This is a genomic window from Enterobacter asburiae (assembly GCF_008080435.1).
Lineage (GTDB): Bacteria > Pseudomonadota > Gammaproteobacteria > Enterobacterales > Enterobacteriaceae > Enterobacter > Enterobacter asburiae_C.
Genome location: NZ_VRKN01000003.1, coordinates 80,938 through 106,890 on the forward strand (window position 1 = coordinate 80,938; position 25,953 = coordinate 106,890).

The 25,953-nt window shown below is 57.5% G+C and carries 25 protein-coding genes, 1 tRNA gene and 1 riboswitch; of the genes, 11 read left to right on the plus strand and 15 right to left on the minus strand.

Annotated elements, in window-relative coordinates:
- Position 1: 1 nt before the first annotated feature.
- From FU672_RS06240 to FU672_RS06285, 10 genes are read right to left on the minus strand one after another with little or no spacing between them, the layout of a single operon-like run.
- The gene (locus tag FU672_RS06240; protein WP_148242576.1) at positions 2 to 787 is read right to left on the minus strand and encodes a cobalt-precorrin-6A reductase; all 786 of its coding nucleotides are present in this window, start codon (positions 785 to 787) and stop codon (positions 2 to 4) included.
- Positions 784 to 1,509, minus strand: coding sequence for a precorrin-3B C(17)-methyltransferase (locus FU672_RS06245; RefSeq protein WP_148242577.1), 726 nt, complete (start codon positions 1,507 to 1,509; stop codon positions 784 to 786). Before FU672_RS06245 ends, FU672_RS06240 begins: the two co-directional genes overlap by 4 nt.
- A complete protein-coding gene (gene cbiG / locus FU672_RS06250) occupies positions 1,509 to 2,564 on the minus strand; it encodes a cobalt-precorrin 5A hydrolase (protein ID WP_148242578.1) in 1,056 nt (351 codons plus the stop codon). The genes FU672_RS06245 and cbiG overlap by 1 nt, the downstream gene beginning before the upstream one ends.
- Entirely contained in the window at positions 2,545 to 3,318 is a 774-nt protein-coding gene (locus FU672_RS06255) for a cobalt-precorrin-4 methyltransferase (protein WP_148242579.1), read from the minus strand. The genes cbiG and FU672_RS06255 overlap by 20 nt, the downstream gene beginning before the upstream one ends.
- Complete coding sequence (locus FU672_RS06260; protein ID WP_148242580.1) at positions 3,311 to 3,880, minus strand: decarboxylating cobalt-precorrin-6B (C(15))-methyltransferase; 570 nt, start codon at positions 3,878 to 3,880, stop codon at positions 3,311 to 3,313. Before FU672_RS06260 ends, FU672_RS06255 begins: the two co-directional genes overlap by 8 nt.
- Entirely contained in the window at positions 3,870 to 4,475 is a 606-nt protein-coding gene (locus tag FU672_RS06265; protein WP_148242581.1) for a cobalt-precorrin-7 (C(5))-methyltransferase, read from the minus strand. The genes FU672_RS06260 and FU672_RS06265 overlap by 11 nt, the downstream gene beginning before the upstream one ends.
- Positions 4,469 to 5,608: a cobalt-precorrin-5B (C(1))-methyltransferase CbiD gene (gene cbiD / locus FU672_RS06270; protein ID WP_148242582.1), complete on the minus strand. Its 1,140-nt coding sequence runs from the start codon at positions 5,606 to 5,608 to the stop codon at positions 4,469 to 4,471. Before cbiD ends, FU672_RS06265 begins: the two co-directional genes overlap by 7 nt.
- Positions 5,605 to 6,237: a cobalt-precorrin-8 methylmutase gene (locus FU672_RS06275; RefSeq protein WP_047040039.1), complete on the minus strand. Its 633-nt coding sequence runs from the start codon at positions 6,235 to 6,237 to the stop codon at positions 5,605 to 5,607. Before FU672_RS06275 ends, cbiD begins: the two co-directional genes overlap by 4 nt.
- Positions 6,238 to 6,249: 12 nt before the next feature.
- Positions 6,250 to 7,209 (minus strand): adenosylcobinamide-phosphate synthase CbiB, encoded by a 960-nt coding sequence (cbiB, locus tag FU672_RS06280; protein WP_148242583.1) that lies wholly within the window; start codon positions 7,207 to 7,209, stop codon positions 6,250 to 6,252.
- On the minus strand, positions 7,206 to 8,585 hold the full coding sequence (locus FU672_RS06285; protein ID WP_148242584.1) for a cobyrinic acid a,c-diamide synthase CobB: 1,380 nt from the start codon (positions 8,583 to 8,585) through the stop codon (positions 7,206 to 7,208). Before FU672_RS06285 ends, cbiB begins: the two co-directional genes overlap by 4 nt.
- A gap of 100 nt (positions 8,586 to 8,685) precedes the next feature.
- Positions 8,686 to 8,860: riboswitch (cobalamin riboswitch) on the minus strand.
- Positions 8,861 to 9,314: 454 nt separating this feature from the next.
- On the opposite strand from FU672_RS06285, the gene FU672_RS06290 reads away from it, so the two are divergent.
- Positions 9,315 to 10,181: an L-threonine kinase gene (locus FU672_RS06290; protein WP_148242585.1), complete on the plus strand. Its 867-nt coding sequence runs from the start codon at positions 9,315 to 9,317 to the stop codon at positions 10,179 to 10,181.
- On the opposite strand, the gene FU672_RS06295 is transcribed toward FU672_RS06290, so the two are convergent.
- Genes FU672_RS06295 through cobA form a run of 3 tightly spaced genes read right to left on the minus strand, consistent with a single transcriptional unit; the run spans position 10,173 to position 12,704 of the window.
- Positions 10,173 to 10,820, minus strand: a complete 648-nt coding sequence (locus FU672_RS06295; RefSeq protein WP_148242586.1) for a precorrin-2 dehydrogenase/sirohydrochlorin ferrochelatase family protein — start codon at positions 10,818 to 10,820, stop codon at positions 10,173 to 10,175. The genes FU672_RS06290 and FU672_RS06295 overlap by 9 nt on opposite strands.
- Positions 10,821 to 10,824: 4 nt before the next feature.
- Positions 10,825 to 11,895, minus strand: a complete 1,071-nt coding sequence (cobD, locus tag FU672_RS06300; protein WP_148242587.1) for a threonine-phosphate decarboxylase CobD — start codon at positions 11,893 to 11,895, stop codon at positions 10,825 to 10,827.
- Between the two features lie 38 nt (positions 11,896 to 11,933).
- Positions 11,934 to 12,704 (minus strand): uroporphyrinogen-III C-methyltransferase, encoded by a 771-nt coding sequence (cobA, locus tag FU672_RS06305; protein ID WP_148242588.1) that lies wholly within the window; start codon positions 12,702 to 12,704, stop codon positions 11,934 to 11,936.
- A gap of 518 nt (positions 12,705 to 13,222) precedes the next feature.
- On the opposite strand from cobA, the gene glmS reads away from it, so the two are divergent.
- The 10 genes from glmS (at position 13,223) to cobO (ending at position 24,313) form a co-directional block, all read left to right on the plus strand.
- On the plus strand, positions 13,223 to 13,672 hold the full coding sequence (gene glmS, locus FU672_RS06310) for a methylaspartate mutase subunit S (RefSeq protein WP_134349176.1): 450 nt from the start codon (positions 13,223 to 13,225) through the stop codon (positions 13,670 to 13,672).
- On the plus strand, positions 13,672 to 15,060 hold the full coding sequence (glmL, locus tag FU672_RS06315; protein WP_148242589.1) for a methylaspartate mutase accessory protein GlmL: 1,389 nt from the start codon (positions 13,672 to 13,674) through the stop codon (positions 15,058 to 15,060). The genes glmS and glmL overlap by 1 nt, the downstream gene beginning before the upstream one ends.
- Before the next feature lie 18 nt (positions 15,061 to 15,078).
- Positions 15,079 to 16,524 (plus strand): methylaspartate mutase subunit E, encoded by a 1,446-nt coding sequence (locus tag FU672_RS06320; protein WP_148242590.1) that lies wholly within the window; start codon positions 15,079 to 15,081, stop codon positions 16,522 to 16,524.
- Entirely contained in the window at positions 16,524 to 17,765 is a 1,242-nt protein-coding gene (locus FU672_RS06325; RefSeq protein ID WP_148242591.1) for a methylaspartate ammonia-lyase, read from the plus strand. The genes FU672_RS06320 and FU672_RS06325 overlap by 1 nt, the downstream gene beginning before the upstream one ends.
- A gap of 3 nt (positions 17,766 to 17,768) precedes the next feature.
- Positions 17,769 to 19,139: an acyclic terpene utilization AtuA family protein gene (locus FU672_RS06330; RefSeq protein WP_148242592.1), complete on the plus strand. Its 1,371-nt coding sequence runs from the start codon at positions 17,769 to 17,771 to the stop codon at positions 19,137 to 19,139.
- Positions 19,136 to 19,453: a DUF4387 domain-containing protein gene (locus FU672_RS06335; protein ID WP_121425786.1), complete on the plus strand. Its 318-nt coding sequence runs from the start codon at positions 19,136 to 19,138 to the stop codon at positions 19,451 to 19,453. Before FU672_RS06330 ends, FU672_RS06335 begins: the two co-directional genes overlap by 4 nt.
- A gap of 165 nt (positions 19,454 to 19,618) precedes the next feature.
- On the plus strand, positions 19,619 to 20,911 hold the full coding sequence (locus FU672_RS06340; protein ID WP_148242593.1) for a dicarboxylate/amino acid:cation symporter: 1,293 nt from the start codon (positions 19,619 to 19,621) through the stop codon (positions 20,909 to 20,911).
- Between the two features lie 53 nt (positions 20,912 to 20,964).
- The gene (glsA, locus tag FU672_RS06345) at positions 20,965 to 21,966 is read left to right on the plus strand and encodes a glutaminase A (RefSeq protein WP_148242594.1); all 1,002 of its coding nucleotides are present in this window, start codon (positions 20,965 to 20,967) and stop codon (positions 21,964 to 21,966) included.
- Between the two features lie 82 nt (positions 21,967 to 22,048).
- The gene (locus FU672_RS06350; RefSeq protein WP_148242595.1) at positions 22,049 to 23,701 is read left to right on the plus strand and encodes a class I fumarate hydratase; all 1,653 of its coding nucleotides are present in this window, start codon (positions 22,049 to 22,051) and stop codon (positions 23,699 to 23,701) included.
- Between the two features lie 9 nt (positions 23,702 to 23,710).
- Positions 23,711 to 24,313, plus strand: coding sequence for a cob(I)yrinic acid a,c-diamide adenosyltransferase (gene cobO, locus FU672_RS06355; RefSeq protein ID WP_148242596.1), 603 nt, complete (start codon positions 23,711 to 23,713; stop codon positions 24,311 to 24,313).
- A 47-nt stretch (positions 24,314 to 24,360) separates the two neighbouring features.
- On the opposite strand, the gene FU672_RS06360 is transcribed toward cobO, so the two are convergent.
- Complete coding sequence (locus tag FU672_RS06360) at positions 24,361 to 25,266, minus strand: LysR substrate-binding domain-containing protein (RefSeq protein WP_148242918.1); 906 nt, start codon at positions 25,264 to 25,266, stop codon at positions 24,361 to 24,363.
- A 456-nt stretch (positions 25,267 to 25,722) separates the two neighbouring features.
- Positions 25,723 to 25,810, minus strand: a tRNA-Ser gene (locus FU672_RS06365).
- Between the last annotated feature and the right edge of the window lie 143 nt (positions 25,811 to 25,953).

Sequence of the window (25,953 nt, forward strand, 5' to 3'; positions counted from 1 at the left end):
CTTAAGCAGCGGCCAGCCAGCGGGCTAAACGCCCGGCGAATGCGGCCTGACTTTCCAGTAACTCTTCTCCCGCCACCAGCGGCGCCGGGCGTGTAATCACGATGCAGGGGATGCCCGCATCCAGACAGGGTTGAACCTTTTCCCGATAACCGCCTTCCGCACCGGACGCTTTGGTGATCATCACGTCAGCCCGGCACTGGCGATAAAACGCCGCGTTAAACTCAGCGCTGAATGGCCCGCACATCGCGAAGATCTCGGTAACGCCAAAGCCAAGCCCGGCGCATTGCTCAAGGACCTCCGGCACCGGCAGCACCCTGGCCAGCAGCGTTTTCTCCGGCAGCCCGGTACGCCAGCGCGCCAGATCTTTACTGCCGGTGGTCAACAGCACGCGTTCGCCCAGCCGCCGCGCGATGTCGCAGGCCTCTGCAATTCCCGGCACGCTGTAGAGCAGCGGATGCGTCAGCTCGCTGAGCTGTTCGGGGCGCTGATAGCGGCTAAGCAACACGCCCACCGTTTCACAGGCCGTCAGGATGTTGCGGCTGACCACCTCGGCGTAGGGATGCGAAGCGTCAATCACCCAGCGGGTCCTGTTTTCCGCAAGCCAGTCAACCATCTGCTGCGGCTCCAGGCGGCCACAGCGCACCCGGCCGTTAATGTCGCCCGCCAGCCGCTGCCCGGTGGGCGTCGCCACCGACAGGGTGTAGGCCACACCGGCCGCATCCAGCTGCTGGCAGATCGCGCGGGCATCGCTGGTGCCGCCCATGACCAGCACGTCGCCATAGTTCACAGCACATAGCCCCGGGGTGTGATCATCAGCCCCTCCTGAACGAAGGTGGCCTTATTTCCGACGATCACCAGGCTTGTCATATCGACCGGTTCAAAGTCCATCTCGCCCAGGGTGGTCAGCCACTTCTCCTGCTTTTTGCGCCCGGCAGACTTCACTACCCCTACCGGCGTTTGCGGGCTTTTGCTGGCCGACAGCAGCTCAAACGCCCGCGCCAGATGGCCCTCGCGCCCCCGGCTGCGCGGGTTATAGAAACAGATAACGAAGTCCGCTTCTCCCGCGGCAACAATGCGTTTTTCGATGACCGGCCACGGCGTCAGCAGATCGCTTAAGCTGATGTGGCAAAAGTCGTGCATCAGCGGCGCGCCAAGCAGAGACGCGGCAGCGATACTGGCCGTCATCCCGGGGATCAGGCGAACCTCAACGTCCAGCTTCTGTTTGCTGACCAACTCCAGCACCAGCCCCGCCATCCCATAAATACCGGCGTCGCCGCTGCTGATAAGCGCGACGTTATGCCCGGCCTGCGCCAGCTCGATCGCCGCCTGACAGCGTTCAATCTCTTTGCACATACCGGTTTTGATCACCTGTTTGTCGCCGGTGAAGGCCTTCACCAGATGGGTGTAGGTTTTGTAGCCAACGATGATTTCTGCCGCCTGCAGCGCGTCTACGGCTTCCATGGTCATCATGGCCTGCGAGCCCGGGCCGATTCCAATTACGGTTAACATCAGTGTGAAACTCCCAAAGTGATAGTGACGCCCTGTTCGCGCAGGGTTTCTCCTCGTAGTTGCCCATGGCTCAGCAGCCACGCAGCCGGACCCGAGACGCTCCCCACCCCAACCGTCTGGCGTACAAACGGTGAAGCCGGAAAGCGATGTTCGTGCTCACGCAGCGCGTCAGCGGTAAAGGTTTCAAACGGCACACCCCAGCAGGCGGCAAGCTGAAGCAGGCCCGCTTCGTCTTTTTTAAGGGAGACGCTGCCAATCGCTTTTAGCGCCAGCGCGTCGAACTGCTGCGCCTCAAGCTGACGCGCCAGCAGGGTCGCCAGCAGCGGAAACGGCGTGTCGCGTCGACAGCCGATGCCCGCCACAACCCGCTGAGGGACCAGCTTCCAGTGCGGCAGCGGCAGTTCCGGCAGCGTGGTGCGCAGCGTGATACACACCAGCGCATCCAGTTCCGGCAGGTGATGCAGGTCGCTTACGGTAATAAACCCGCGCCGATCGCACTGACTGACGTCGTCGTCGAGTTCCACATCCCACCACAGCCCTACCCGCTGGTGGCTCACCAGCATCTGGTTGACGATTTTTACCGTCGTTCTGAAATCGCTCATTCGGGCATTCAGCTGGAAGGCAAGGGTATCCAGCGCGGCCATCTCGTTGACGTCCGTGGCGGTGGTAATCACCGGGTCCGCCCCCAGCATTCCCGCCAGTTGACGGGTCAACGCATTCGCACCGCCAGCATGGCCGGAAAGCAGGCTAATCACGTGCTGCCCACGCTCGTCGATCACCACCACCGCCGGGTCGCTCAGCTTGTCGTGGATGAGCGGTGCCAGGACGCGCACCGCAATGCCGGTTGCGCCGATAAAAATCAGCGCCGGGTAGTGCGTGAACGCCTCGCGAACCGACGGGGCAAAGCCGCCGTCGAAGGAGATAAAGCCCTCTTCCTGCAAGCGCTCGCTGGTAAAGCAGGTTACCGGCAGCATCGCCGCCAGGCGCTTCGCCAGCTGCACGCCGCCCGGCGTCAGGCAAAACAGCGCGATGGACTCAGGCTTTACGGTATTCATGGCTAAAATCCGCGGCATAGAGTTTTGAGTAGTGATACTCCTCGCCCAGGAACTTCCCGACCAGAATGAGCGCCGTTTTGCGGATCCCCGCCTCGCGTACTTTGTCGGCGATATCCGCCAGCGTGCCGCGCACGGTGTGGCTTTCCGCCCAGGTCGCTTTATAAATGACGGCAACGGGCGTGGTGGCCGGATAACCGCCGTCAATCAGACGTTCCGCCACCCGGTGAATACGCTGGACCGAGAGATAAATCGCCATGGAAGTCTGATGGCTGGCAAATGACTCCAGCTGTTCACGCTCTGGCACCGGCGTACGGCCTTCGAGGCGGGTAATAATCAGGCTCTGTGAGACTTCAGGCACGGTGTATTCCACCCCAAGCTCCGCCGCGGCGCCGAGGAAGGCGCTGACGCCGGGCACCACCTGCCAGGCAATGCCGCGTTTGGTCAGCTCTTCGCCCTGCTCGCGGACGGAGCCGTAGAGCGAGACATCCCCGGTCTGCAAACGTACCACCGTTTTACCGGCCTTCACGCCCGCCGCCATCAGGTCGATTATCTGCTCTAAATGGAGTTCCGCGCTGTCGTGGCATTCGGCTCCCTGCGGGCAATACCCCAGCAGTTCGGTATTGATAAGCGAACCGGCATAGATAACCACCTGCGCCTGCAGCAGCAGCCGGTAGCCCTTGAGCGTGATGAGCTCACGGTCACCGGGACCTGCTCCGACAAACCACACGCAACGGGAATCAAAGGTCTCAGACATGGTGTTCTTCCTTCTGACAGGCGATAACAAAAACGGGATTGTTCGGTTTGAAATAGTGGCCGCTGCCAAGCGGGGTCAGCGCCGAGACCTGCACTTGCAGGCAATCAATGTCCTGGACGCCGATCTGCTGCAAATGGGCCAGCGCGATATGGAGGTTTTCCATCAGGATAAACGTCATCACCAGACGTCCGCCTGGATGTAACTGGCGCAGGGACCAGTCAATAAGCGAGGTCAGATGGCCGCCGCTGCCGCCCATAAATACCGCATCGGCCTTATCCGCCACCGGTAATGGCGCAACGCCGGGCAAAATAGCGATATTGCGACAGGCAAAATGCTGGCGATTTTCCGCAAGCAGCTGCAGAGCCGCAGGGTTACGCTCAATGGCCGTCACCCGCAGCGAGGGAAACAGCAGCGCCGCCTCTATCGACACGCTCCCGGTCCCCGCACCTACATCAATCAGGTGGCTGGCGCGGTGCAGCTCGAGCTTCGTGAGGGCCAGCGCGCGTACCGCCTCTTTGGTCATCGGCACCGTTTCGCCGCGCAGAAACAGTTCATCTTTCATCGAGGATCACCACCGCATTCATTTCATAGTCGGCACTGACCTCACTGACGGGCAGCCAGTGGATCCGTTCGTTTTCCATCGCCAGGTTTTCACCAATCACCATCCAGCGATGGCCCTTACCGCGTGCCACCAGCTGCGCGGCAATCTCTTTCGGCCCGCACTGGCTATCGGTGACCATCGCCACTTTGCGATGCCGCGCCAGCTCGTCAACATTCACGCTACGGCCATGGCTGCTGGTGAGCCACATATCATTCATATCAATGCCCGCCTGCGCGCACAGGTACTGCACCGCGCTGATGCCGGGAATAATGCGCACGCGCGTAATACCGAAATGCGCCACCATCCGCGATCCGATGCCGTAAAAGAGCGGATCGCCGGAGGCCACAATCACCACCTTTTTTTCCTGACGCGCCTCAACCCAGGCCAGCAGCTCCGGAATGTTGGCGCCCAGGACAAACGTCTCGCCGCAAAACGCCGGGAACTGCAGCAGATGGCGTTTTCCGCCGACCAGCGCATCGGCGCGTTCGATAGCTTCACGCGCTGCGGGCGTCATCAGGTGCAATCCCGCAGGCCCCATTCCAACGACCGTTAACATTGCAGCTCCCGGGCAATCACCTCGACCGGGCGGTTGCTGCCCAGCACCTGGTTATCAAAGGAAAACAGAATGGCGTCACAGGTCGGCGGATTTTTGGTAAAGCGCAGCATTTGCATCACGCGCAGGCAGATCCGTTCGGCAAGGTGGCTGTAAATAGCCTGAAAACCGTAGCTTTCGATGTGCTCCATCGCCGCTTCGGTGGTATCGCACTCGCTGACGACGGTGAGCAATTCCAGCGGCGCGCCGAGCAGCGCCAGATGCGCCACCAGCGTTTCCATGCGCGCATCGGCGATATGGCTGTGGGTGTGGAAAATCCCGGCGGCAATTTTGATGAGTTTGCCGGGATGGCCGACCAGCACTATCTGGCGAAACCCCAGCCGCACCGCCTCTTCGATCATGTAGCCGACAAAGTTGCTCATGGTGACCACGACATCTTCCTCGATGCCCATCTGCTCGCGTACAAAGCGCTCGCCATGATTGCCCGGCACCAGCACGACCCGCTCCAGCCCGGCCGCGCGTTTAATCTCCAGCTCCAGAGAAAGCGAGCGTTTCCAGCTCTCCTCTGACATTGGTGTGACAATGCCGGTGGTGCCGATGATCGAAATACCGCCCAGGATCCCGAGGCGTGAGTTGTAGGTTTTCTGCGCCCGCTCTTCACCTTCAGGCGCGAAGATTTCAACGTCGGCCCCGCGCGTCGGGCCAATCGCCTCGCGCACGGCGGATTCAATGGTGTGACGCGGCGTGCGGTTGATCGCCGCGCTGCCGATGGGCAGGCCAATGCCTTTGCGCGTTACGGTCCCCACGCCCTCGCCGCCCGCCAGCGTAATCTCGCCGCTGTCGTTGAGCGTCACGCGGGCGAAAATCAGCATGCCGTGGGTGGCGTCAACGTCATCACCGCCATCTTTGCGGATGGCCGCAATCGCCTGCTGCCCTTCGATGTGCGGTGACTCCACGTTCAGACACAGCGTGACGCCGGAGGGCGTCACAATGGAGACCTGATGAATCAGGTGCTGGCGCAGCACCATCAGCGCGGCGACTTTCGCTGCCGCGGTCGCGCAGGAACCGGTGGTATAGCCTTTTCGTAATGCCTTCCCGTTATGCCATACCGGGGCATCGAAGGTGGACTCGCTCATCGCGCCCCCTGCAGGTAGTAGAGCATGGCGTTTACAATCGCCGCCGCCACATTGCTGCCGCCTTTGCGCCCGAGTGCCGCAATAGCGGGCAGATGGCTGTGCGTCAGCGCCTCTTTCGATTCCGCCGCCCCCACAAACCCCACCGGTACCCCCACCACGCCGCTGACGGCAACATCATGCTCAAGCAGGCGAAACAGCGCTGTGGGCGCATTGCCAAAGACGAAGATCTTCTCGCTCTCTTCCGTCACCGCGATATCCACTGCCGCCATCGAGCGGGTGATTCCCTGTGCTTTTGCCTGCGCCACCACCCGCGGGTCGCTGATATAGCAGCGGCATTCGCCCCCGAATGTGGCCAGCAGCGTTTTGTTGATCCCGGAGAGCGCCATCGTGGTATCGGTATAGATAACGGACGGGCGACGGAGCGCCGCGCAAAGCTGCTCCAGCGCGTCATCTGAAAACCAGAGAATATCCAGCCAGTCGAAATCTGCGGTGGTATGGATCACCCGCTTGACGATCGCCTCATGCAGCGGGCTGGCGAACCGGTACTCCGGCCGCGTTTCGCGAATGATTTCGCCAATGATGTCGAAACTTTTGGCTTCAATCGCCTGGGGTTGCTGGATGTATTGCATTGTCTGTTGTCCTCAGGCCACGCCAGCCATCAGCCAGCGTGCTGCGATAAACAGCGCCAGCGCCAGGGTGGAGGAAACCCACATCAGTCGAATGGTTCGGGAAATGTCGTCTACCGCAATCGGGCGCAGCGCGTCGCCGATCCACGGCTTTTCCACGCGCTGGCCAAAATAGGTGTTGGGTCCGCCAAGCCGGATGCCCAGCGCACCGGCAACCGTTGCTTCCGCCCACGCGCAGTTGGGGCTGCTGTGGTTATAGCGGTCGCGCCAGCCGACGCGCAGCGCGCGGGGGAAATCGTCACGGCATAGCCACGCCGCAGCGCTCAGCAAGAGCCAGCTCAGGCGCGCGGGGATGGCGTTCGCCAGGTCATCCATACGGGCGCTGACCATGCCGATCGCGCGGTATTTTTCGTGCTTGTAGCCCACCATTGAGTCGAGGGTATTCACCGCCTTATAGGCCATCGCCAGCGGCGCACCGCCCAGCAGGAGGAAGAACAGCGGGGCGATAACGCCGTCGACCGTGTTCTCCGCGACGGTCTCCACTACCGCCCGGTTGATCTGTTCCGGCTGAAGCTGAGAGGTATCGCGCCCCACTATCCATGAGAGCTTTTCGCGGCTTTCATCAAGGTCGCCTGCGCGCAGAGGACGTTCAACGTCCCGTGCGGCGTTTGCCAGACTGCGCCCGGCCAGCACGGTAAACATCATCCACACCTCAATCGCCCAGCCCAGCCAGGGATGAACCCTTCGTCCGAGCGCCAGCACGCCCCAGGCCACGCCCCAGGTCAGTCCCACTACCGCCAGCCACATGACGCCGCCGCCAACGCGTAACGCCGCGTCGCTATGGCAGCAGCGGCGAATACCCCGCTGCACCGTATTGATCAGGTTGCCTATCCAGCGCACCGGATGCGGCCAGTGTTGCGGGTCGCCGATGATGACATCGAGCAGCCACGCGACGCACCATGCAATCAGGGTCATCGCGCCTCCCTCGCCGCCGTCAGCCAGCGGCTGAGCATCATGGGGCGTTGGGCAAAGTGGAGGTGCAGGTAGCCTGCGAACGTGTTGCCAACCTGCCAGCCGCCCGCCCACTCCTGCATCGTCACGCCATCGCGCACTTTGCGGCACGCCAGTACCGCGGGGGGTTGGGGGGAGAAGTCGGAATAGTGAAATTCATGCCCACGCAGCACCTCCCCGCTATCGGCCAGCAGCGTGGGCTGGCGCGCCTGCGCCTCACAATAGCCAAAACGGGTCAGCCTTTTACCCATCCTGCTGTGGCCGGGGATGATATTGGCCATCCGGTGGGTGACCCCCTCGCTATCTTCCAGCGTGCTGCCGAGGTACATCAGCCCGCCACACTCTGCGTAGATCGCCACGCCGCGCCGGTGCGCCTCCCGCAGGCTGGCGAGCATCGCGGTGTTTTCCGCCAGCCGTGCCGCATACAGCTCCGGGTAACCGCCCCCGAGCCAGACCATCTGGCAGTCAGGTAAACGGCTATCGCGCAGCGGGCTAAAGCGGATAATGTCGACCCCGGTACGTTCGAGCAGCGTGATGTTATCCGGGTAATAGAAGTTGAAGGCGTCGTCATCGGCCATCGCGAGCGTTAACCCGTGCCCGGCGTCCCCGTCAGGAAGCGCGGGCCAGGCGCCCTGCGGCAGCGACGTCATCTGGCTGAGCGCGAGAAGTTGCCCGATATCCAGCGTACGTTCGAGAATGGCGGCAAAATTCTGCCAGGTCTGCGGGTCCGAGACCGACTCCCTGGCGGTGACCAACCCAAGATGGCGCTCGGGCAAACCGACGCCCTCAACGTGCGGCACATAGCCCAGAACGGGCACCGTGCAATAGTGCTCAATGGCCGTTTTGAGCAGCTGATAATGCGATTCGCTGTTGACGCGATTGACAATCACCCCGGCAATATTGAGGGTGGGATCGAATCGCTGAAAGCCCATTACGGTAGCGGCAATCGACGTAGAAACCGCCTTGCCGTCCACCAGCAGAATCACCGGACAGCCCAGCTGTTTCGCCATCGCGGCGGTGCTGCAATAGTTCGGATCGGTGCCGTAGCCGTCATACAGCCCCATCACGCCCTCAATAACCGCGATATCCGCCTGCTGCATATGCTCGCAAAACAACGCGTTGAGTATCGGTTCAGGAAGCATGAAGCTGTCGAGGTTGCGGGAGGAGGTACCGCTGACTTTGGTATGCCAGCCGGTGTCAAGATAGTCAGGGCCGACTTTGTACGGCTGGACGCGTAACCCACGCTGTTTTAACAGACTCAACAGGCCAAGCGTCACCGTGGTTTTACCACAACCGCTTCCGGTACCTGCCAGAACAAACGCGTACTGCTTTGCCGCCATGACCCTGATCCTGTCCAGGGTGGTTGGGAGGTATAGATACACGTCGTCCCAGTCTTTCGACTGTATGATGCATCAGTACAACCCACTTCCCACCGAAGTTGTTGAACGTTCCCGACAGGCAGGTCTTCTGGCTTAGCGTCCTCCTCGCCCGTCCTTCCCAATCTCACGATCAGTGGTCATTACGGGGTCGTCAGCATCACAGCAGCGGGGGCTGCGGGGGATTGTCACCCCCTTCCCTGCCACAAATGTGGCAAACCTGTCGGCTTACATTATGAGAAAGAGTACGTTCTCAATACAGCAATGCTATTTACGGCGCTTCAATTCACCTTAGGCAAATACTTAACCGCAAATGAAAACCATGCTGAGTAAAACGTGGCGCCAGAATAATTGACGCCTTTCTCAATAACTCAACGTTTTATCACAAAAAATAAAAAGCAAAGATAATTACGCTTAAAATCTCAATATTTATTGCGCTACGACAAGTTATTGCACCACTTGATATTTTTTCATTTTATCGTGATCAAAATTCATTAGAATATTAAAGCCCGGCAATAACATAATATTGCTGATTACTATAAGTCCGTATAATTTTATTGATGCGTTACGCGTTCAGCAGGATCGCAGAATAATATGTAGATCATCCAGGGGGGGAATTTGCGGTATATCAAGGCAAGCGCGAGATCCTCATGACACTATGCTCCAGAAATTGCTGACCAGAAAGGTGGAAACGTGGCTGTTGCGCAATGCCCCGCGTCGTGCGGTGAGCTTATCCAGGGCTGGATTTTGGGCAGTGAGAAGCTGGTCTCCTGCCCTGTCGAATGGTACAGCACCGTTGAGGTGAGCCACGGCTCACCCGTGGCGGATGAACGCCCGCTGTCGCGCGCGATGGTCGAGCGGTTATTGCAGCACTGGCATTACCCGGCGCAGCTGAGCCAGGATATCCGCATTGATGTGCATTCGACCATCCCGATTGCCAAAGGGATGGCCAGCAGCACCGCAGATATTGCCGCCACCGCCGTCGCCACCGCCCGTCATCTGGGGCGTCAGCTCGACGAAAGCACGCTGGCAGCGCTTTGCGTTTCGCTCGAACCCACCGACAGTACCGTGTTTCGCCAGTTGACTCTTTTCGATCATAACGACGCTTCCACGCAGATTCCCTGCGACGCCCAGCCCGAACTCGACCTGCTTGTTCTCGAAAGTCCGCAAACGCTGCGCACGGCAGATTACCACCGCATCCCGCGTCAGGCGGGGCTACAGGCCGGTGCGCCAGCGCTGAAACGCGCATGGGAAAAAGTCCAGGAATCCTGTATGACGCAAAACCCTTACCGGCTGGGCGAAGCGGCAACCCTCAGCGCCATCGCCAGCCAGAGGCTGTTGCCTAAACCGGATTTTGACGCACTGCTCTCACTGGTGGAGGAGTGCGGTATTTACGGAGTGAACGTGGCGCACAGCGGCAGCGTGGTGGGTCTGATGCTGGACAGAAATAAAGACGATGTCGATTATGTGAAATGGCTGTTAGCGAAAAAACAGCTCACCCGCCACTGGCCTGAACAACACCTGCTGCGGATGGTAAAAGGCGGCGTGACGCTACTCTGACAGCAGCCTGTGCTGAATGAGCCACTCGACCTGCTGCTGAACCTCTTGCTCGTGTTCCTGTGCTAACGCCCGTTGCAGCGGAACATGGCGGAAGAACGCGGCCCAAAATGCACGCTTGCGCTCCCGGTCACCGCATGCGCCGTTAACCCTTTCACGCAGCGCCCCCGCCAGCTGCACGCTTTCCCGCATGCCCGGGGGAAGATGAGCGGCGACATGCGCTTTGAGGATCTTGCTGTAGACCGGCGCGTTGCCCCCGCAGCTCAGCGCAATAATGACCGGCGAATGGTCGATAACGGCCGGCGAGATAAAGGTGGCAGCTGAGGGGTCGTTTACGACATTGCAAAAGATACGCTCCGCGCTGGCGGCCCCGGCGACCTGACGGTTCACCTGCGGATCGCTGGTTGCGGCAATGACCAGCCAGCATGATTGCAGATACTGCGGCGCAAACGTCGCCGGGAACCACTCGATGTCACCGCAAGCGTGCAGGCTGGCGAGTTCCGGCGTCAGGGTGGGCGCAACCAGATGCAGCACCGCCCCGGCCGCCAGCAGCCCCTTCGCCTTGTGCGTCGCCACCTGCCCGCCACCGACGATCAGGCAGAGTTTCCCCTTCAGGTTGCAAAAAATCGGGAAATAGTCCATCGCCTTAGCCTTTTAAAACGTGAGTCAGAGCGGCAATAAACCGGCGGTTCTCCGCTTCGGTACGCACGGCAATCCGGTAGTAATCGCGATCGAGCCCTGGGTAGTTTTCACAGTGGCGGATAAGAATGTGATGGCCGAGCAGCGCCGCCTTCAGGTCGAAACCCTGACGCAGGCAGCGGAAGAAAATAAAATTGGCCTGCGGCTCCCAGACCACCAGCGATGAAAAGCGCGTCATCGCCTGCCACAGGAAATCCCGCTCCCGGGCGATACAGGCATGGCTGCGAGCAATATAGTCCTCATCCGACAACAAATGTTGCCCCACAAGCGCCGAGAAGGCATTCACGGACCAGGGCTCGCGGGTGCGTTTCAACTGGCGAATGATTTGCGTATTTCCGCTCAGCAGATACCCAAGGCGCAGTCCGGGAATGGCAAAGAACTTCGTCAGGGACCGCAGCAGGTAAAGATAGCGTGACTCCGCCAGCCGTGGCGCCAGCGTGGAGCCCTGCGGCAGAAAATCGATGAACGCTTCATCCACAATCAGCGAAATCTGCAGCGCTTCGCACAGCGAGGCCAGCCGGTCGAGAAGATCGGCATCAGGCATGAGTCCGGTAGGGTTGTTTGGCGTCGCGATGAACAGGCAATCGGGCCTGTGCGCGCGAACGGCGTCCAGTATAGAAACATCCACCTGGAACCCGTTCTGCTCACTCAGCGCATAGTCGATTATCTCGCAATCCTGCTGCTGTAATGCCCGGCGATATTCGGCAAAACCCGGCACCAGCAGCATCGCCCGGCGAGGGGCAAGCGTGCGCACCAGGCCATAGATCAACTCCGTTTCGCCATTCCCGGCAATCGTCTGGTCATAGTCACACCGACTGGCGCTGGCCAGCGCCTGATGAAGATGACGGTATTCAACGTCCGGGTACTGCATGATGATATCCAGATGGGACACAATGAGCGACCTGACGCGCTCGGGTAGCCCTAACGGATTGATATTCGCGCTAAAGTCCAATAGCAACTCGGGATCGATCCCCAACTGCAGCCCCGTTTCCAGGACGTTACCACCATGCTCACTCATGCGTTTCACTCGGTCATTTCGAAAATGTCAGGATAACATCAGACAACAACCTGATTCAGCGCGATGTGTGATGCGGTAAACGCCAGTATCTCCTGCAGGTTGACCACCTCACCGACGACGATAAGCGCAGGAGCGTGCAGTTGTTGACGTTCAACCTCGAGGTGGATATCGGTCAGCGTACCTTTGGCGACCTGCTGACGAGACTGGCTGGCATACATCACCACCGCCACCGGCGTCCCGGCGGACATGCCTCCCTCGATAAGCTGCTGGCAGATTTCCGTCAGCCGGGTCATTCCCATCAGAATGACCAGCGTTCCGTTGATTTGCGCCAGGGCATGCCAGTTTTGCGGGTCGTTTCCCTGGCACATATGGCCGGTCACAATATGAAAACTGGAGGCGTAATGACGGTGCGTGACCGGGATCCCGGCATAGGCCAGTCCGCCAATCGCGGAACTGATCCCCGGCACAATTTCGAACGTCAGGCCGTCTTTCGCCAGCTGCTCGGCCTCTTCGCCCCCTCGGCCAAAAACGTAAGGATCCCCGCCTTTCAGGCGCACCACCTGCCGCCCTTCCCCGGCATGCTTGACCAACAAAGCATTGATTTGTTCCTGAGGCACCGGATGATGGCTCGGGGTTTTACCGACATCAATAATCAGACAGCCTGCCGGAGCCTGAGCCAGAAGTTCAGGGTTAACCAGGCGATCGTGAACAATCACCTCCGCATGGCGGATACAGTGCAGACCTTTTACCGTAATTAAAGACGCATCGCCAGGCCCTGCCCCTACAAGCCAAACCTTCCCTTTACTCATTGTTATATCCTCAGATTAAATATTCAAAGACGCAAGAAAGCGGATAATTAAAATTAGCGCTGAATTATACCTCCCCTCCACGCGTCAAAAATTTGATGTATTTATCACTCTTTCTTAATTTTACGAATGGCGTTTATGACCAATATCAATAAAACAGTGAATACCGCCTTTCCTCTGCCATCACGACATTATTGCCTTGATCATTATGCTTAAAAAAACATATTAACTACCCTCGACAATAAAACAGGCGCGCGATCACAAATATTACAATGGTTTTGTCAGTGACGTTTACAGATAAATATCAAACCCAAAATAAAGAACACACAAGCAATTGATATAAAACACTTTTAAATGTTACGCCATTACCATCATCATTTTTGGAAGGATTTTTTGAAAATAGATCAATTGCTTCCCTTTCGTCTTCAAAACACACTCCAAGACCATTAACAGACCCAATGTACATTAACCGTTTTTAATACCCACTTTATTTTAACTATCAGCCCTACAGAGGATTACCCATGAAGAAATCAACACTTGTCATTGGCGTCATTGGTGCTGACTGCCATGCGGTAGGTAATAAAGTTCTGGATCGTGTTTTTACTTCCCATGATTTCCACGTCATCAATCTTGGTGTGATGGTGAGCCAGGATGAATATATTGATGCGGCCATCGAAACGGGTGCTGATGCTATTGTCGTTTCATCCATCTACGGCCATGGCGACATCGACTGCCTGGGGTTGCGTGAGCGCTGCATCGAACGCGGTATCGGCGATATTCTGCTTTTTGTTGGCGGTAATCTGGTCGTAGGTAAGCACGATTTCGCCGATATCGAAGCCAAATTCAAAGAGATGGGTTTCAACCGGGTGTTCGCCCCAAGTCACGACCTGGAAGACGTCTGTCAGCTGATGGCGAACGATATACAGCAGCGTCAGCGCGTTGAAGAGCTCTGTCTTGAAGAGGGCTTCTGATGCAAATCGTCTCAGTCGACATTGGCTCGACGTGGACCAAAGCCGCACTCTTCACGCCGGAGGGTGATGGGCTCACGTTGGTCAACCACGTTCTGACCCCGACGACGACCCACCACCTGGCGGAGGGTTTTTTTACCAGCCTGAACCAGGTGCTAAACGTTGCCGATGCGCGACCGTTGCTGAACAGCGGGGAGGTTACGCTGAAATACTCTTCGTCGGCAAAAGGCGGGCTCGCCGTTGCCGCAATGGGTCTGGTGCCGTCGATAACCCTGGAGTCAGCCAAAGTCACTGCCCATTCAGCGGGCGCCAAAATTGCCCAGTACTACTCCTACAAACTGAACCGCCACGATATCCACGCGCTGGAGGACTCCCCGCCGGACATTCTGCTGTTCACGGGCGGTACGGACGGCGGAGAAGAGAGCTACGGACTTGCCAATGCCCGCGCGCTGGCAGCGTCAAAGCTGGATTGCGCCATTATCTACGCCGGAAATCGCGATATTCAGGACGACGTGCAGGCCATTCTTGGCCACAAAGACTTGATCACGGTCGACAACGTTTTGCCTGACCTCGATCACCCGAATCCGTATGCCGCCCGCAAGGCCATCTGCGATGTCTTTCTCTCCCGCATCGTGAAGGGGAAAGGACTGGACGTTATTGTCGGGGAAACCGGCGAAGAGCCGATGCCCACGCCGTGGACCGTCTACGAGCTGGTGAAAGCGATCAGCGATGTCGACAGCGCGTGGAAAGAATTCATGCTGATCGACATGGGCGGTGCCACCACTGACGTCTACTCCGCCAGCGCCAATACGCTCTCCCCGGATACCGTTCTGCACGGCGTGCCTGAGCCGTTTGTGAAACGCACCGTAGAGGGAGACCTCGGCATGCGCGTCTCGGCGGCGGTGGTCGGCGAAAGTACGCAGGAACTGGTGAACGCGGTATTCGCCCATCAGCCTCAGCGCAAGGATGCTTTTTATGGCTATCTGCGCCATCTGGTCGCGCATCCGGACTATCTGCCTGTCACCGAAGAAGAAAAGCATTTCGACACGCTGCTGGCCGGGCTGTGCGTGGGATACGCCAGCGAGCGCCATGCCGGCACCAAAAAACAGGTCTGTACCTGCGTAGGCAACGTCGATTTGCAGATGGGACGCGATCTGACCACCGTACGCAAAGTGGTGGGCTCCGGGGGATGGCTCTCTCGCGCCAGCCAGTTCGATATTCACCGCTGGCTGAAATACCGCGAGCTGGACGACAGCAGCAGACGCGTTCTTTTACCCGGGCAGTTTGACTATTACCGCGATGCAAAAGGTCTGCTTCCTCTGCTGGCAAATGTCGCCAGGCTGGACCCGCAGGCGGCGGCTCGCACCAGTATTCATTGTTTAACCCTATAAAACCTAAGGCAGCAACGAATGGAACTTCGAAATAAAAAGCTAACCCATGACGAATTCATGACTGAGCGGAAACAGGTCTTGCAAACCTGGCATACCGGCAAGGACGTTGAGAACTTCGAAGATGGCGTGAAGTACCAGCAAACCATTCCTGAGCAAAAACGCTTTTCTCACGCCCTACTGAAGGCGGACCAGGAAGGTAAAACCCTGAGCCAGCCGCGCGCAGGCGTAGCGCTGATGGATGAACACATCGCCCTGCTCAAAACGCTGCAGGACGATTGTGATTTGCTGCCCAGCACCATCGACGCCTATACCCGTCTGAATCGCTATGAAGAGGCGGCGGTAGGGATCCAAAAATCCATCGAAGCGGGCACCTCCAAACTTAACGGCTTACCGGTCGTCAACCACGGCGTCGCCGCCTGCCGTCGCATGACTGAAGCGCTGGAGAAACCGATTCAGGTACGTCACGGCACGCCGGATGCGCGCCTGCTGGCGGAGATCGCAATGGCCAGCGGCTTTACCAGCTATGAAGGCGGCGGTATCTCCTACAACATTCCATACGCTAAGCGCGTCACTCTGGAAAAATCCATCCGCGACTGGCAGTACTGCGACCGCCTGATGGGCCTGTACGAGGAGAACGGCATTCGCATTAACCGTGAACCGTTTGGCCCGCTGACCGGCACCCTGATCCCGCCGTTTGTGTCCCACTCGGTGGCGATTATCGAAGGTCTGCTGGCGCTGGAACAGGGTGTGAAGTCAATCACCGTTGGCTACGGCCAGGTCGGTAGCCTGACGCAGGATATCGCCGCTATTCAGGCTCTGCGCGAGCTGTCCCACGAATATTTCCATAACCACGGCTTTGACGATTACGAGCTGAGCACCGTCTTCCACCAGTGGATGGGCGGCTTCCCGGAAGATGAGTCGAAAGCGTTTGCGATTATCTCCTGGGGCGCAGCGGTTGCCGGTATGTCCGGGGCGACCAAAGTGATCACCAAGAGCCCGCACGAAGCGTTCGGTATTCCGACCGCCGCCGCAAACGCCCAGGGGCTGAAGGCCTCGCGTCAGATGCTCAACATGGTCAGCGATCAGAAATTCCCGCCGTGTGCTGCCGTCGAGCAGGAAGTCGAGCTCATTAAGAGCGAAGTCCGCGCCGTGCTGAAGAGAGTCTTCGAGCTGGGCAACGGCGATGTCGCGCGCGGGACGGTGCTGGCGTTTGAAGCTGGCGTGCTGGACGTGCCGTTCGCCCCCGCCTCCTGCAACGCGGGCAAAATTCTGCCGGTTCGTGATAACGCCGGCGCCATTCGCGTGCTGGAAGCCGGCGCGGTTCCGCTGCCGAAAGATATCCTCGCCCTGCATCACGATTACGTCGCCGAGCGCGCGCGTTTTGAAGGCCGTAAGCCCTCATTCCAGATGGTTGTTGATGACATCAACGCGGTATCCCACAGTAAATTAATAGGAAGACCATAATGAAAATTAAACAGGCCCTTTTCACCGCAGGCTACTCCTCATTCTATTTCGACGATCAGCAGGCCATCAAAAACGGCGCCGGGCATGACGGGTTTATCTATACCGGCGATCCGGTAACGCCTGGATTTACGTCCGTTCGTCAGGCGGGTGAATGCGTCTCCGTACAGCTGATTCTGGAAAACGGCGCGGTGGCGGTGGGCGATTGCGCAGCGGTGCAATATTCAGGTGCAGGCGGTCGTGACCCGCTGTTCCTGGCTGAACACTTCATTCCATTCCTCAACGATCACATCAAGCCGCTGCTGGAAGGCCGTGACGTTGACCGGTTCCTGACGAACGCCCGCTTCTTTGACGAACTGCGTATAGACGGCCATCTGCTGCATACCGCCGTACGCTATGGCCTGTCGCAGGCGCTGCTCGACGCGGCGGCACTGGCGACCGGTCGTCTGAAAACGGAAGTCGTGTGTGATGAATGGCAACTGCCGTGCGTCCCGGAAGCCATTCCGTTATTTGGTCAGAGCGGCGACGACCGTTATATCGCCGTCGACAAGATGATCCTTAAAGGCGTTGACGTACTGCCGCATGCGCTTATCAACAACGTGGAAGAGAAGCTGGGCCTGAAGGGGGAAAAACTGCGTGAGTATGTGCGCTGGTTATCCGACCGCATTTTAAGCCTGCGCACCAGCCCGCGCTATCACCCGACGCTGCACATCGACGTGTACGGCACCATCGGTCTGATTTTCGATATGGATCCGGTACGTTGCGCCGCGTATATCGCCAGCCTCGAAAAAGAGGCCCAGGGCCTGCCGCTGTACATCGAGGGGCCGGTGGATGCGGGTAACAAGCCGGATCAGATCCGCCTGCTGACCGCCATCACCCACGAGCTGATGCGTCTGGGTTCCGGCGTGAAAATCGTTGCCGATGAGTGGTGTAACACCTATCAGGACATTGTGGACTTCACCGATGCGGGCAGCTGCCATATGGTGCAGATTAAAACCCCGGATCTGGGCGGTATTCACAACATCGTTGATGCGGTGCTGTATTGCAACAAACACGGTATGGAAGCCTATCAGGGCGGTACCTGTAACGAAACGGAAATCAGCGCCCGCACCTGCGTACACGTGGCCCTCGCCGCTCGCCCAATGCGCATGCTGATCAAACCGGGCATGGGCTTCGATGAAGGTCTTAACATCGTGTTTAACGAGATGAACCGCACCATCGCACTGTTGCAAACTAAGGATTAAGAGATGGCACGTACATTTAAGATCTTATCGCCAACGGCTATCCTGGGTTATGGCTTCCCGGAAGAGAGTTTTCGTAAGGCCATGGAAGCGTCGCCGGATCTTATTGCTGTTGACGCGGGCTCTTCCGACCCTGGCCCCCACTATCTGGGGGCGGGTAAGCCTTTCACCGACCGGGCGGGGGTAAAACGCGATCTGCGCTATATGATCGTGGCTGGCGTTAAGCACAACATTCCGGTGGTGATCGGGACCGCCGGTGGGTCCGGCGCCGCGCCGCATCTGGAGTGGTGCCGACAGATAATCCTTGAGATTGCGCAGGAAGAGAAGCTCTCGTTCTCTATGGCGCTGATCCCGTCGGATGTCGATAAAGCCACCGTGCATCAGGCGCTGGATAACGGGAAAATCACCGCCCTGGATTTCGTCCCGGCGCTGACCCACGAGGCCATCGAAGAGAGCACCTATATTGTGGCGCAGATGGGTATCGAACCTTTCCAGCGGGCGCTGGCAGCCGGGGCACAGGTAGTGCTGGGCGGACGGGCGTACGATCCGGCCTGCTTTGCCGCGCTGCCCATCATGCAGGGCTTTGATGAAGGTCTGGCGCTGCACTGCGGTAAGATCCTTGAGTGCGCGGCGATTGCCGCTACGCCGGGGTCCGGTTCCGACTGCGCGATGGGCATCATTGACGATAACGGCTTTACGCTGAAAACGTTTAATCCGAAGCGTAAATTCACCGAAACGTCGGCGGCGGCGCACACTCTGTATGAGAAATCCGACCCGTACTTCCTGCCGGGGCCGGGCGGCGTCCTGAACCTGAAAGGGTGCAGCTTCAAAGCGGTCAACGAGGGCGAAGTATACGTCAGCGGTTCCCGCCACGAAGAAACGCCGTATGCGCTGAAGCTGGAAGGCGCCCGCCGGGTCGGCTTCCGCTGCCTGACCATTGCCGGTACGCGCGACCCGATCATGATTGCCGGGATCGATAACATCCTTGAAGAAGTGCAGGTCAGCGTGAAGCGCAACCTCTCGCTGAATGACGACAGCATCCGCATGACGTTCCACCTGTACGGTAAAAATGGCGTGATGGGCAACCATGAGCCGATGCAGTCTGCCGGGCACGAGCTGGGTATTCTGCTGGACGTGGTGGCCCCCACCCAGGATATCGCCAACAGCGTCTGTTCGCTGGTGCGCTCTACCCTGCTGCACTACGGCTATGAAAACCGGATCGCAACAGCGGGCAACCTCGCGTTCCCGTTCTCCCCTTCCGACATTCAGAGCGGTCCGGTGTATGAGTTCTCAATCTACCACCTGATCGAAGCGAGCGACGCGCTGCGTTTTGATTTCCACCTCGAACAGGTGACGCCAGAAGGAGTTCAGTTATGAAACACGGTATTTGCTCACTGGCGCAGGTCATTCGTTCTAAAAACGCCGGACCGTATGAGCTGGTTCTGGATATTTTATTTAAAACGCGTGAAGACTATCAGCGGGTAAAAGCCTCGGAGCAATTAACGCCGCAGCTTATTGCCCGTTTATACAACGTCAAGCCTGACTTTATACATCGCATTATCTGGTTCGACCCGGCCAATGCGGTCAAAATCGTCATGCCGCGCGATATTATCTCCGGCAACGTCGGTGACAATGATGTCTATGGTGCCCAGCAGCATGCACCGTTATTAAGTATCGAGTTTGATCTGTAACACTACAAATACAACAACGTCCATTGGGATATAGATATTTGCTGTATTACTGTATTCCAGATAATTCATGCGGTTGGTCACAACAAACGTGCGTCTGAGCGGCTCATCAGGGCTCAGGCGCACGCGACCCTACACATTAACCAACCTTTATCCGATGGAGTAAACATGAAAAAAATAAGCTTAACGAAAATGATCATATTAGGTTTGATACTCGGCATGATTGCCGGGGTGGTCATTAATAATATGGCATCAGCAGATACAGCAAAATCGTACTCACAGGATATTTCTATATTCACCACCATATTCTTACGCATGGTGAAAATGATTATCGCCCCACTGGTTATTTCAACCCTGGTGGTCGGCATAGCCAAAATGGGTGATGCTAAAACGCTTGGCAGAATATTCTCCAAAACCTTTTTCCTCTTTATTTGCGCCTCGCTGCTGTCCATCGCCCTGGGGCTGGTTATCGTCAACATCTTCCAGCCTGGCACAGGCATTAACTTTGTCGCCCATGACGCCGGGGCCGTTGCGGCCGTTCAGTCCGAGCCGTTCACGCTGAAAGTGTTTATCTCTCACGCGGTACCGACCAGCATCGTTGATGCCATGGCCCGCAACGAGATTCTGCAAATCGTGGTGTTCTCGATTTTCCTCGGCTGCAGCCTGGCGGCCATTGGCGAGAAAGCCGAGCCCATCATTAAGGTGCTCGACTCTCTGGTGCATGTGATGCTGAAGCTGACGGGCTACGTCATGCTGTTTGCACCGTTGACCGTGTTTGCCGCGATCTCCGGACTGATTGCCGAACGCGGTCTGGGTGTGATGGTCAGCGCCGGTATTTTCATGGGCGAGTTCTACATGACGCTCGGCCTGCTGTGGGCGATTCTGATTGGCCTGTCCACGATGATTGTCGGTCCGTGCATCAGTCGTCTGACAAAAGCGATCCTCGAACCTGCGCTGCTGGCCTTTACGACCTCAAGTTCAGAAGCGGCCTTCCCGGGCACGCTGAACAAACTGGAAAAATTCGGCGTCTCCTCCAGGATTGCCAGCTTTGTCCTGCCCATCGGCTACTCCTTTAACCTGGTCGGCTCAATGGCCTACTGCTCGTTTGCTACCGTGTTTATCGCCCAGGCGTGCAACATCGAACTGAGCATTGGCGAGCAGATCACCATGCTGCTGATCCTGATGCTGACCTCTAAAGGGATGGCGGGCGTGCCGCGTGCATCGATGGTGGTTATTGCCGCCACGCTCAACCAGTTCAACATCCCGGAAGCGGGCCTGATTCTGCTGATGGGCGTCGATCCATTCCTCGACATGGGCCGTTCCGCCACCAACGTGATGAGTAACGCGATGGGTGCCGCTATCGTCGGTCGCTGGGAAGGCGAGCACTTCGGCGCCGGCTGCCGCGGCAAGGTTCCGGCCAAAGAAAGTACCGCTTCAGAAACTGAAATCGCCATGTATTGATGATAAAGGCCAACCGTCGTTGGCCTTTCGTCTTCCGATGTACAGGATAGCCCATGAAGATAAACATTTTCGGCGTCAGCCTCTTATCCGTCAGCCTGATGTTTAGCGCTGCGGCGCTGGCGCAACCCGCGCCGGACTACGCGCAGCTGCTTGAACAGGCTCACCAAAAATTCAAAGGTAATCATGAGGGGAAAGTCGCCGACTACATCCCCGCCCTGGCGACCTATAGCCCCAACAATTTCGCCATCACCCTCGCCACGGTCGACGGCCACATTTACCAGGTTGGCGATGTGAAAAAAGCGTTTCCAATGGAATCACTGAGCAAAGTTTTCACCCTGGCGCTGGCGATGGAGCAGCGTGGTCCGCAGGAGGTGCTGGATAAACTCGGCGCCAGTGCGACCGGTCTGCCCTTCAACTCCGGTTTAGCCATTGAGCTGACCAAAGGTGCGCCTGAAAACCCGCTGGTTAACGCGGGGGCGATGAGCACGGTAAGCCTGATTGAGGCGAAAGATAAGACCGACCGCTGGAACGCGATCCTCAATAACCTGAACGCGTGGGCCGATGCCTCGCTGACCGTCAACGAGCCGGTGTTCAAATCAGAAATGGAGACCAATCAGCATAACCAGGCGCTGGCGATGCTGATGGCGTCCTACAACAGCTTCTATGGCGATACCCGGGAAGCTGTCGAAATCTACACCCGCCAGTGTTCCGTAGACATCACCGTTGAGCAGCTCGCCAAAATGGGCGCGGTGCTGGCGAACAAGGGCAAATCGCCTTTCAACGGTAAGCAACTGCTGAATGAACGCTACGTGCCGCAGGTTCTGGCGGAAATGGCGATTGCCGGGCTGTACGACGGCAGCGGCAAATGGCTGTACACCGTTGGGATCCCGGCGAAAAGCGGCGTCGGCGGCGGCATGGTTGCCATCGTGCCCGGTCAATACGCCATCGCGGTCTATTCGCCACCGCTGGATGCCGCCGGGAATAGCGTCCGCGCCCAGCAGACGATTGCGTATGTCGCCGGGGCGACGCAGGCCAGCCTCTTTTTAGCCCATTGATCCCAACCCGCTGTGATTTTGTAAGCCGGGCGCGGCATCTGCGCCCATGCCCGGCAAAAACAACCACAAAGTGAGAAGTACTATGTCTAAACCATTTGTCTGGCAGGAACTGTTTGTTCAGAGTAACGATACGACGGAATATGAACTCCTCAGCACGCAACACGTTACGGTGACGGAGTTAGAGGGCGAGGAGGTCATTAAGGTGGCGCCTGAGGCATTGACCCTGCTGGCCCAGCAGGCCTTTTATGAAGCCTCATTTTTCCTGCGCGCCGGACATTTAACGCAGATAGCCAGCATCCTGCACGACCCGCAGGCCAGCAGTAACGATAAGTATGTCGCCCTGCAGCTGCTGCGTAACGCCGAAGTATCGGCAAAAGGCGTCCTGCCAAACTGTCAGGATACCGGCACGGCCACCGTTGTGGCGAGCAAAGGTCAGCACGTCTGGACCGGCGGTGATGACGCCGAAGCGCTGAGCAAAGGGATTTACGCCACCTTTAGCGAGTGTAACCTGCGCTACTCGCAAAACGCACCGCTGGACATGTATACCGAGGTCAACACCCAAACCAACCTGCCGGCGCAGATAGACATCAGCGCCACGCCGGGAAGCGAATATCGCTTCCTGTTTGTCAATAAAGGCGGCGGTTCGGCTAACAAAGCCGCGCTGTTCCAGGAAACAAAATCCATTCTGCAGCCGGAGAAGCTCACCGCGTTCCTGATCGAGAAGATGAAGTCGCTCGGTACCGCGGCCTGTCCACCGTATCACATTGCCTTTGTGGTCGGCGGCCTCTCTGCCGACCAGGCGCTGAAGGTGGCGAAGCTGGCCTCAACAAAATATTATGACAACCTGCCCACCCGCGGGAACGAGCTGGGCCAGGCGTTCCGCGATACGGCGCTGGAAACCACGCTGCTCAACGCCAGCCGCGAATTCGGCATCGGCGCCCAGTTCGGCGGCAAGTACTTCGCGCACGATATTCGCGTCATCCGCCTGCCGCGCCACGGCGGCTCCTGTCCTGTGGCCATGGCGCTCTCCTGCTCCGCCGACCGCAATATCAAAGCGAAGATCAATAAGCACGGTATCTGGCTGGAGAAGCTGGAACATAACCCCGGCAAATACATCCCCGATGCCAGCCGTGAGGAAAACGACGCCCAAACCGTACAGATCAACCTGAACCGCCCGCTGCGCGAGATCCTGCTCGATATGTCCACCCTGCCGATCGGCACCCGGCTGTCGTTAAGCGGCCCGATCGTGGTCGCCCGCGATATTGTCCACGCAAAAATCAAAGCGCGGCTGGATAACGGTGAACCGATGCCGGAGTACATGAAAAACCATATCGTCTATTACGCCGGGCCGGCGAAAACACCGGAGAATCAGGCCTGCGGCTCCCTCGGTCCGACCACAGGCGGGCGCATGGACGGCTACGTCGATGCTTTCCAGGCCGCGGGCGGAAGCCTGATCATGCTTTCCAAAGGTAACCGCAGCCAGCAGGTCACCGATGCCTGCCATAAGCACGGCGGCTTCAACCTCGGCAGTATCGGTGGTGCGGCGGCTCTGCTGGCGCAGCAGTATGTGAAAAGCCTGCGCTGCCTTGAGTATCCCGAACTGGGCATGGAAGCGGTATGGATGATGGAGGTCGAAAATCTGCCCGCCTTTATGCTGGTGGACGACAAAGGGAATAATTTCTTCAGCCAGTTTGAGCAGCAGCATCGCTGCGCATCCTGCCCTGCCGGACATTAAGGAGCCACTATGGAAGCGCGAGCTAACGCAGACAAACACCGCCAACGACAGCAAAAACGCAAAGAGCAGGTTGATATCCGCGTGGCGGCGGCAACGGAGAAGAAAGGCATTCTGATCGTCTTCACCGGCAACGGCAAAGGCAAGTCTACCGCCGCCTTCGGCACGGCGACGCGTGCCGTCGGACACGGTAAAACCGTTGGCGTCGCGCAGTTTATAAAAGGTCAGTGGGATAATGGCGAATACAACACTCTGCACCCGCTCGGCGTCGAGTTTCACATTATGGGCACCGGCTTTACCTGGGAGACACAAAACCGGGAAACGGATATTGAGGCCGCAACGGCGGTGTGGCAGGAGAGCAAACGCATGCTGGCCGACCCGAGTTACGACCTGGTGGTTCTGGATGAGCTCACCTATATGCTGGCTTATCACTATCTGGATACCCGGGAGGTGATCGCGGCAGTTGAGAACCGTCCGGTGCAGCAGACCGTGATCGTCACCGGACGCGGCTGTCACTCGCAGTTACTGGCGCTTGCCGACACGGTTAGCGAAATGCGTCCGGTAAAACACGCATTTGACAGCGGTATTCAGGCGCAGGAGGGCATTGACTGGTAAACGTGTCGGTACCGGATGGCGCGCTGTGCAGCCGCCATCCGGTATGATTACTCCACCGGAGAGACCACTGATTTTTGTAATAACCACTCGCGGAAGGTCTGTAACGGCAGGGACTGAGCCTTTTCCTCCCGCCACGTCATGATAAAGCGGTTGCCGGTGCGGATAGGCACATCACAGGGGATAACCATCTCACCGCAGTCCAGGTCATGCTGAATGGCGAAGCGGGGAAGCAGCGCGACCCCAAGATTCGATCGTACTGCGGCAATCAGCATCGAGAGGAGGTCAAAACGTGGGCCAAGATTCACGTCCGGACTGGTAATACCGGACAGCGCAAACCACTCCTGCCAGCCATTGATGCGAGTGCTTTGGTGTAACAGCGGAAACTCCCTTAGCAACTCCTCAACACCCAGCTTCTGCTCCGCATTGGGGAGCAAGCTTCGACTGCAGACCGGCAGGATCTCCTCTTCAAATAAATAATCGACTTCCGACCACGGGGGACAAAAATCTGCGCGCATAATAGCCGCATCGTATTCACGATTTAAAAAATCGCCGATATTGGCCAACGAATGAATGTTGACAATAATATCAGGATTTAATTTATTAAACTCCCATAAATTGGGGATCAACCAATGTGTACTGAAGGTGGGATTTACCGCCAACTCCACAACCTGAACGGAAGGCTGCCAGGTCATTATCATATTTGTATCGCGTTCCAGCTTATTAAGCGTCTCTTTAACGATATTCAAATAATGCTTTCCTGCTGCATTCAGAAAAATCCGCTTTTTGGCATGATTGAATAATGAGGTGTGTAAAAACTCCTCCAGGGCCGTCACCTGTCTGAACACTGCACTCTGCGTTAACGCCAGCTCTTCTGCCGCGCGGGTATAGCTTTCGTGACGCGCCACAACTTCGAACGTCACCAGCAACTCGCTCTTGGGGATTTTTCCTCTCATCATGTCTTCCATTCATGGTGGGTAATTTTTTGAAGCGAATAAACCCTGCTTCAGAACGATACCGCCATTATATTTTAGTTATGCTCTGTCGGCAGTGATCCACACCATGATTTAATCAGTTTTGCGCGTCAGGCCAAACTACTTGCAGAAAATTAAATAAAACATGAAAGATTATTAAGAACCTGTTCACTTTTGTGTCTCGCGTAATGGAGACAGCGTTTTATTATACGAAAAACCGTATGGCCATTAAAAACAGGAATAGCACAGGGCTGGACGTTAAAAAATATAAAACAAAACATTGTGCTAAAAATAGAGCAGGGTTTTGTGTGTCCTGTTGATAACCGGCGCACCAGCGTGACGGATGCCAGAGCACCGTTCCAGCGTCTCTTCAGCACGCATGCTGAAGCCGGCTCAAAACAAAAAACCCAGGTCGCATAACGACCTGGGTTTCGAATTTGGCGGAAGCGTAGAGATTCGAACTCTAGAACCCTTTCGGGTCGCCGGTTTTCAAGACCGGTGCCTTCAACCGCTCGGCCACGCTTCCAAAGTGAGGCGCACTATAAACATCTATTAGCGCCTTGTAAAGCAGGAATTTTTCTATTTTTACCCACCGGCGTTTGACTGCGCAAAAATCACCCAGGCGCTTACCGCGCATCGGTCTCAGCGCCCTTGTACATACCGTTACAC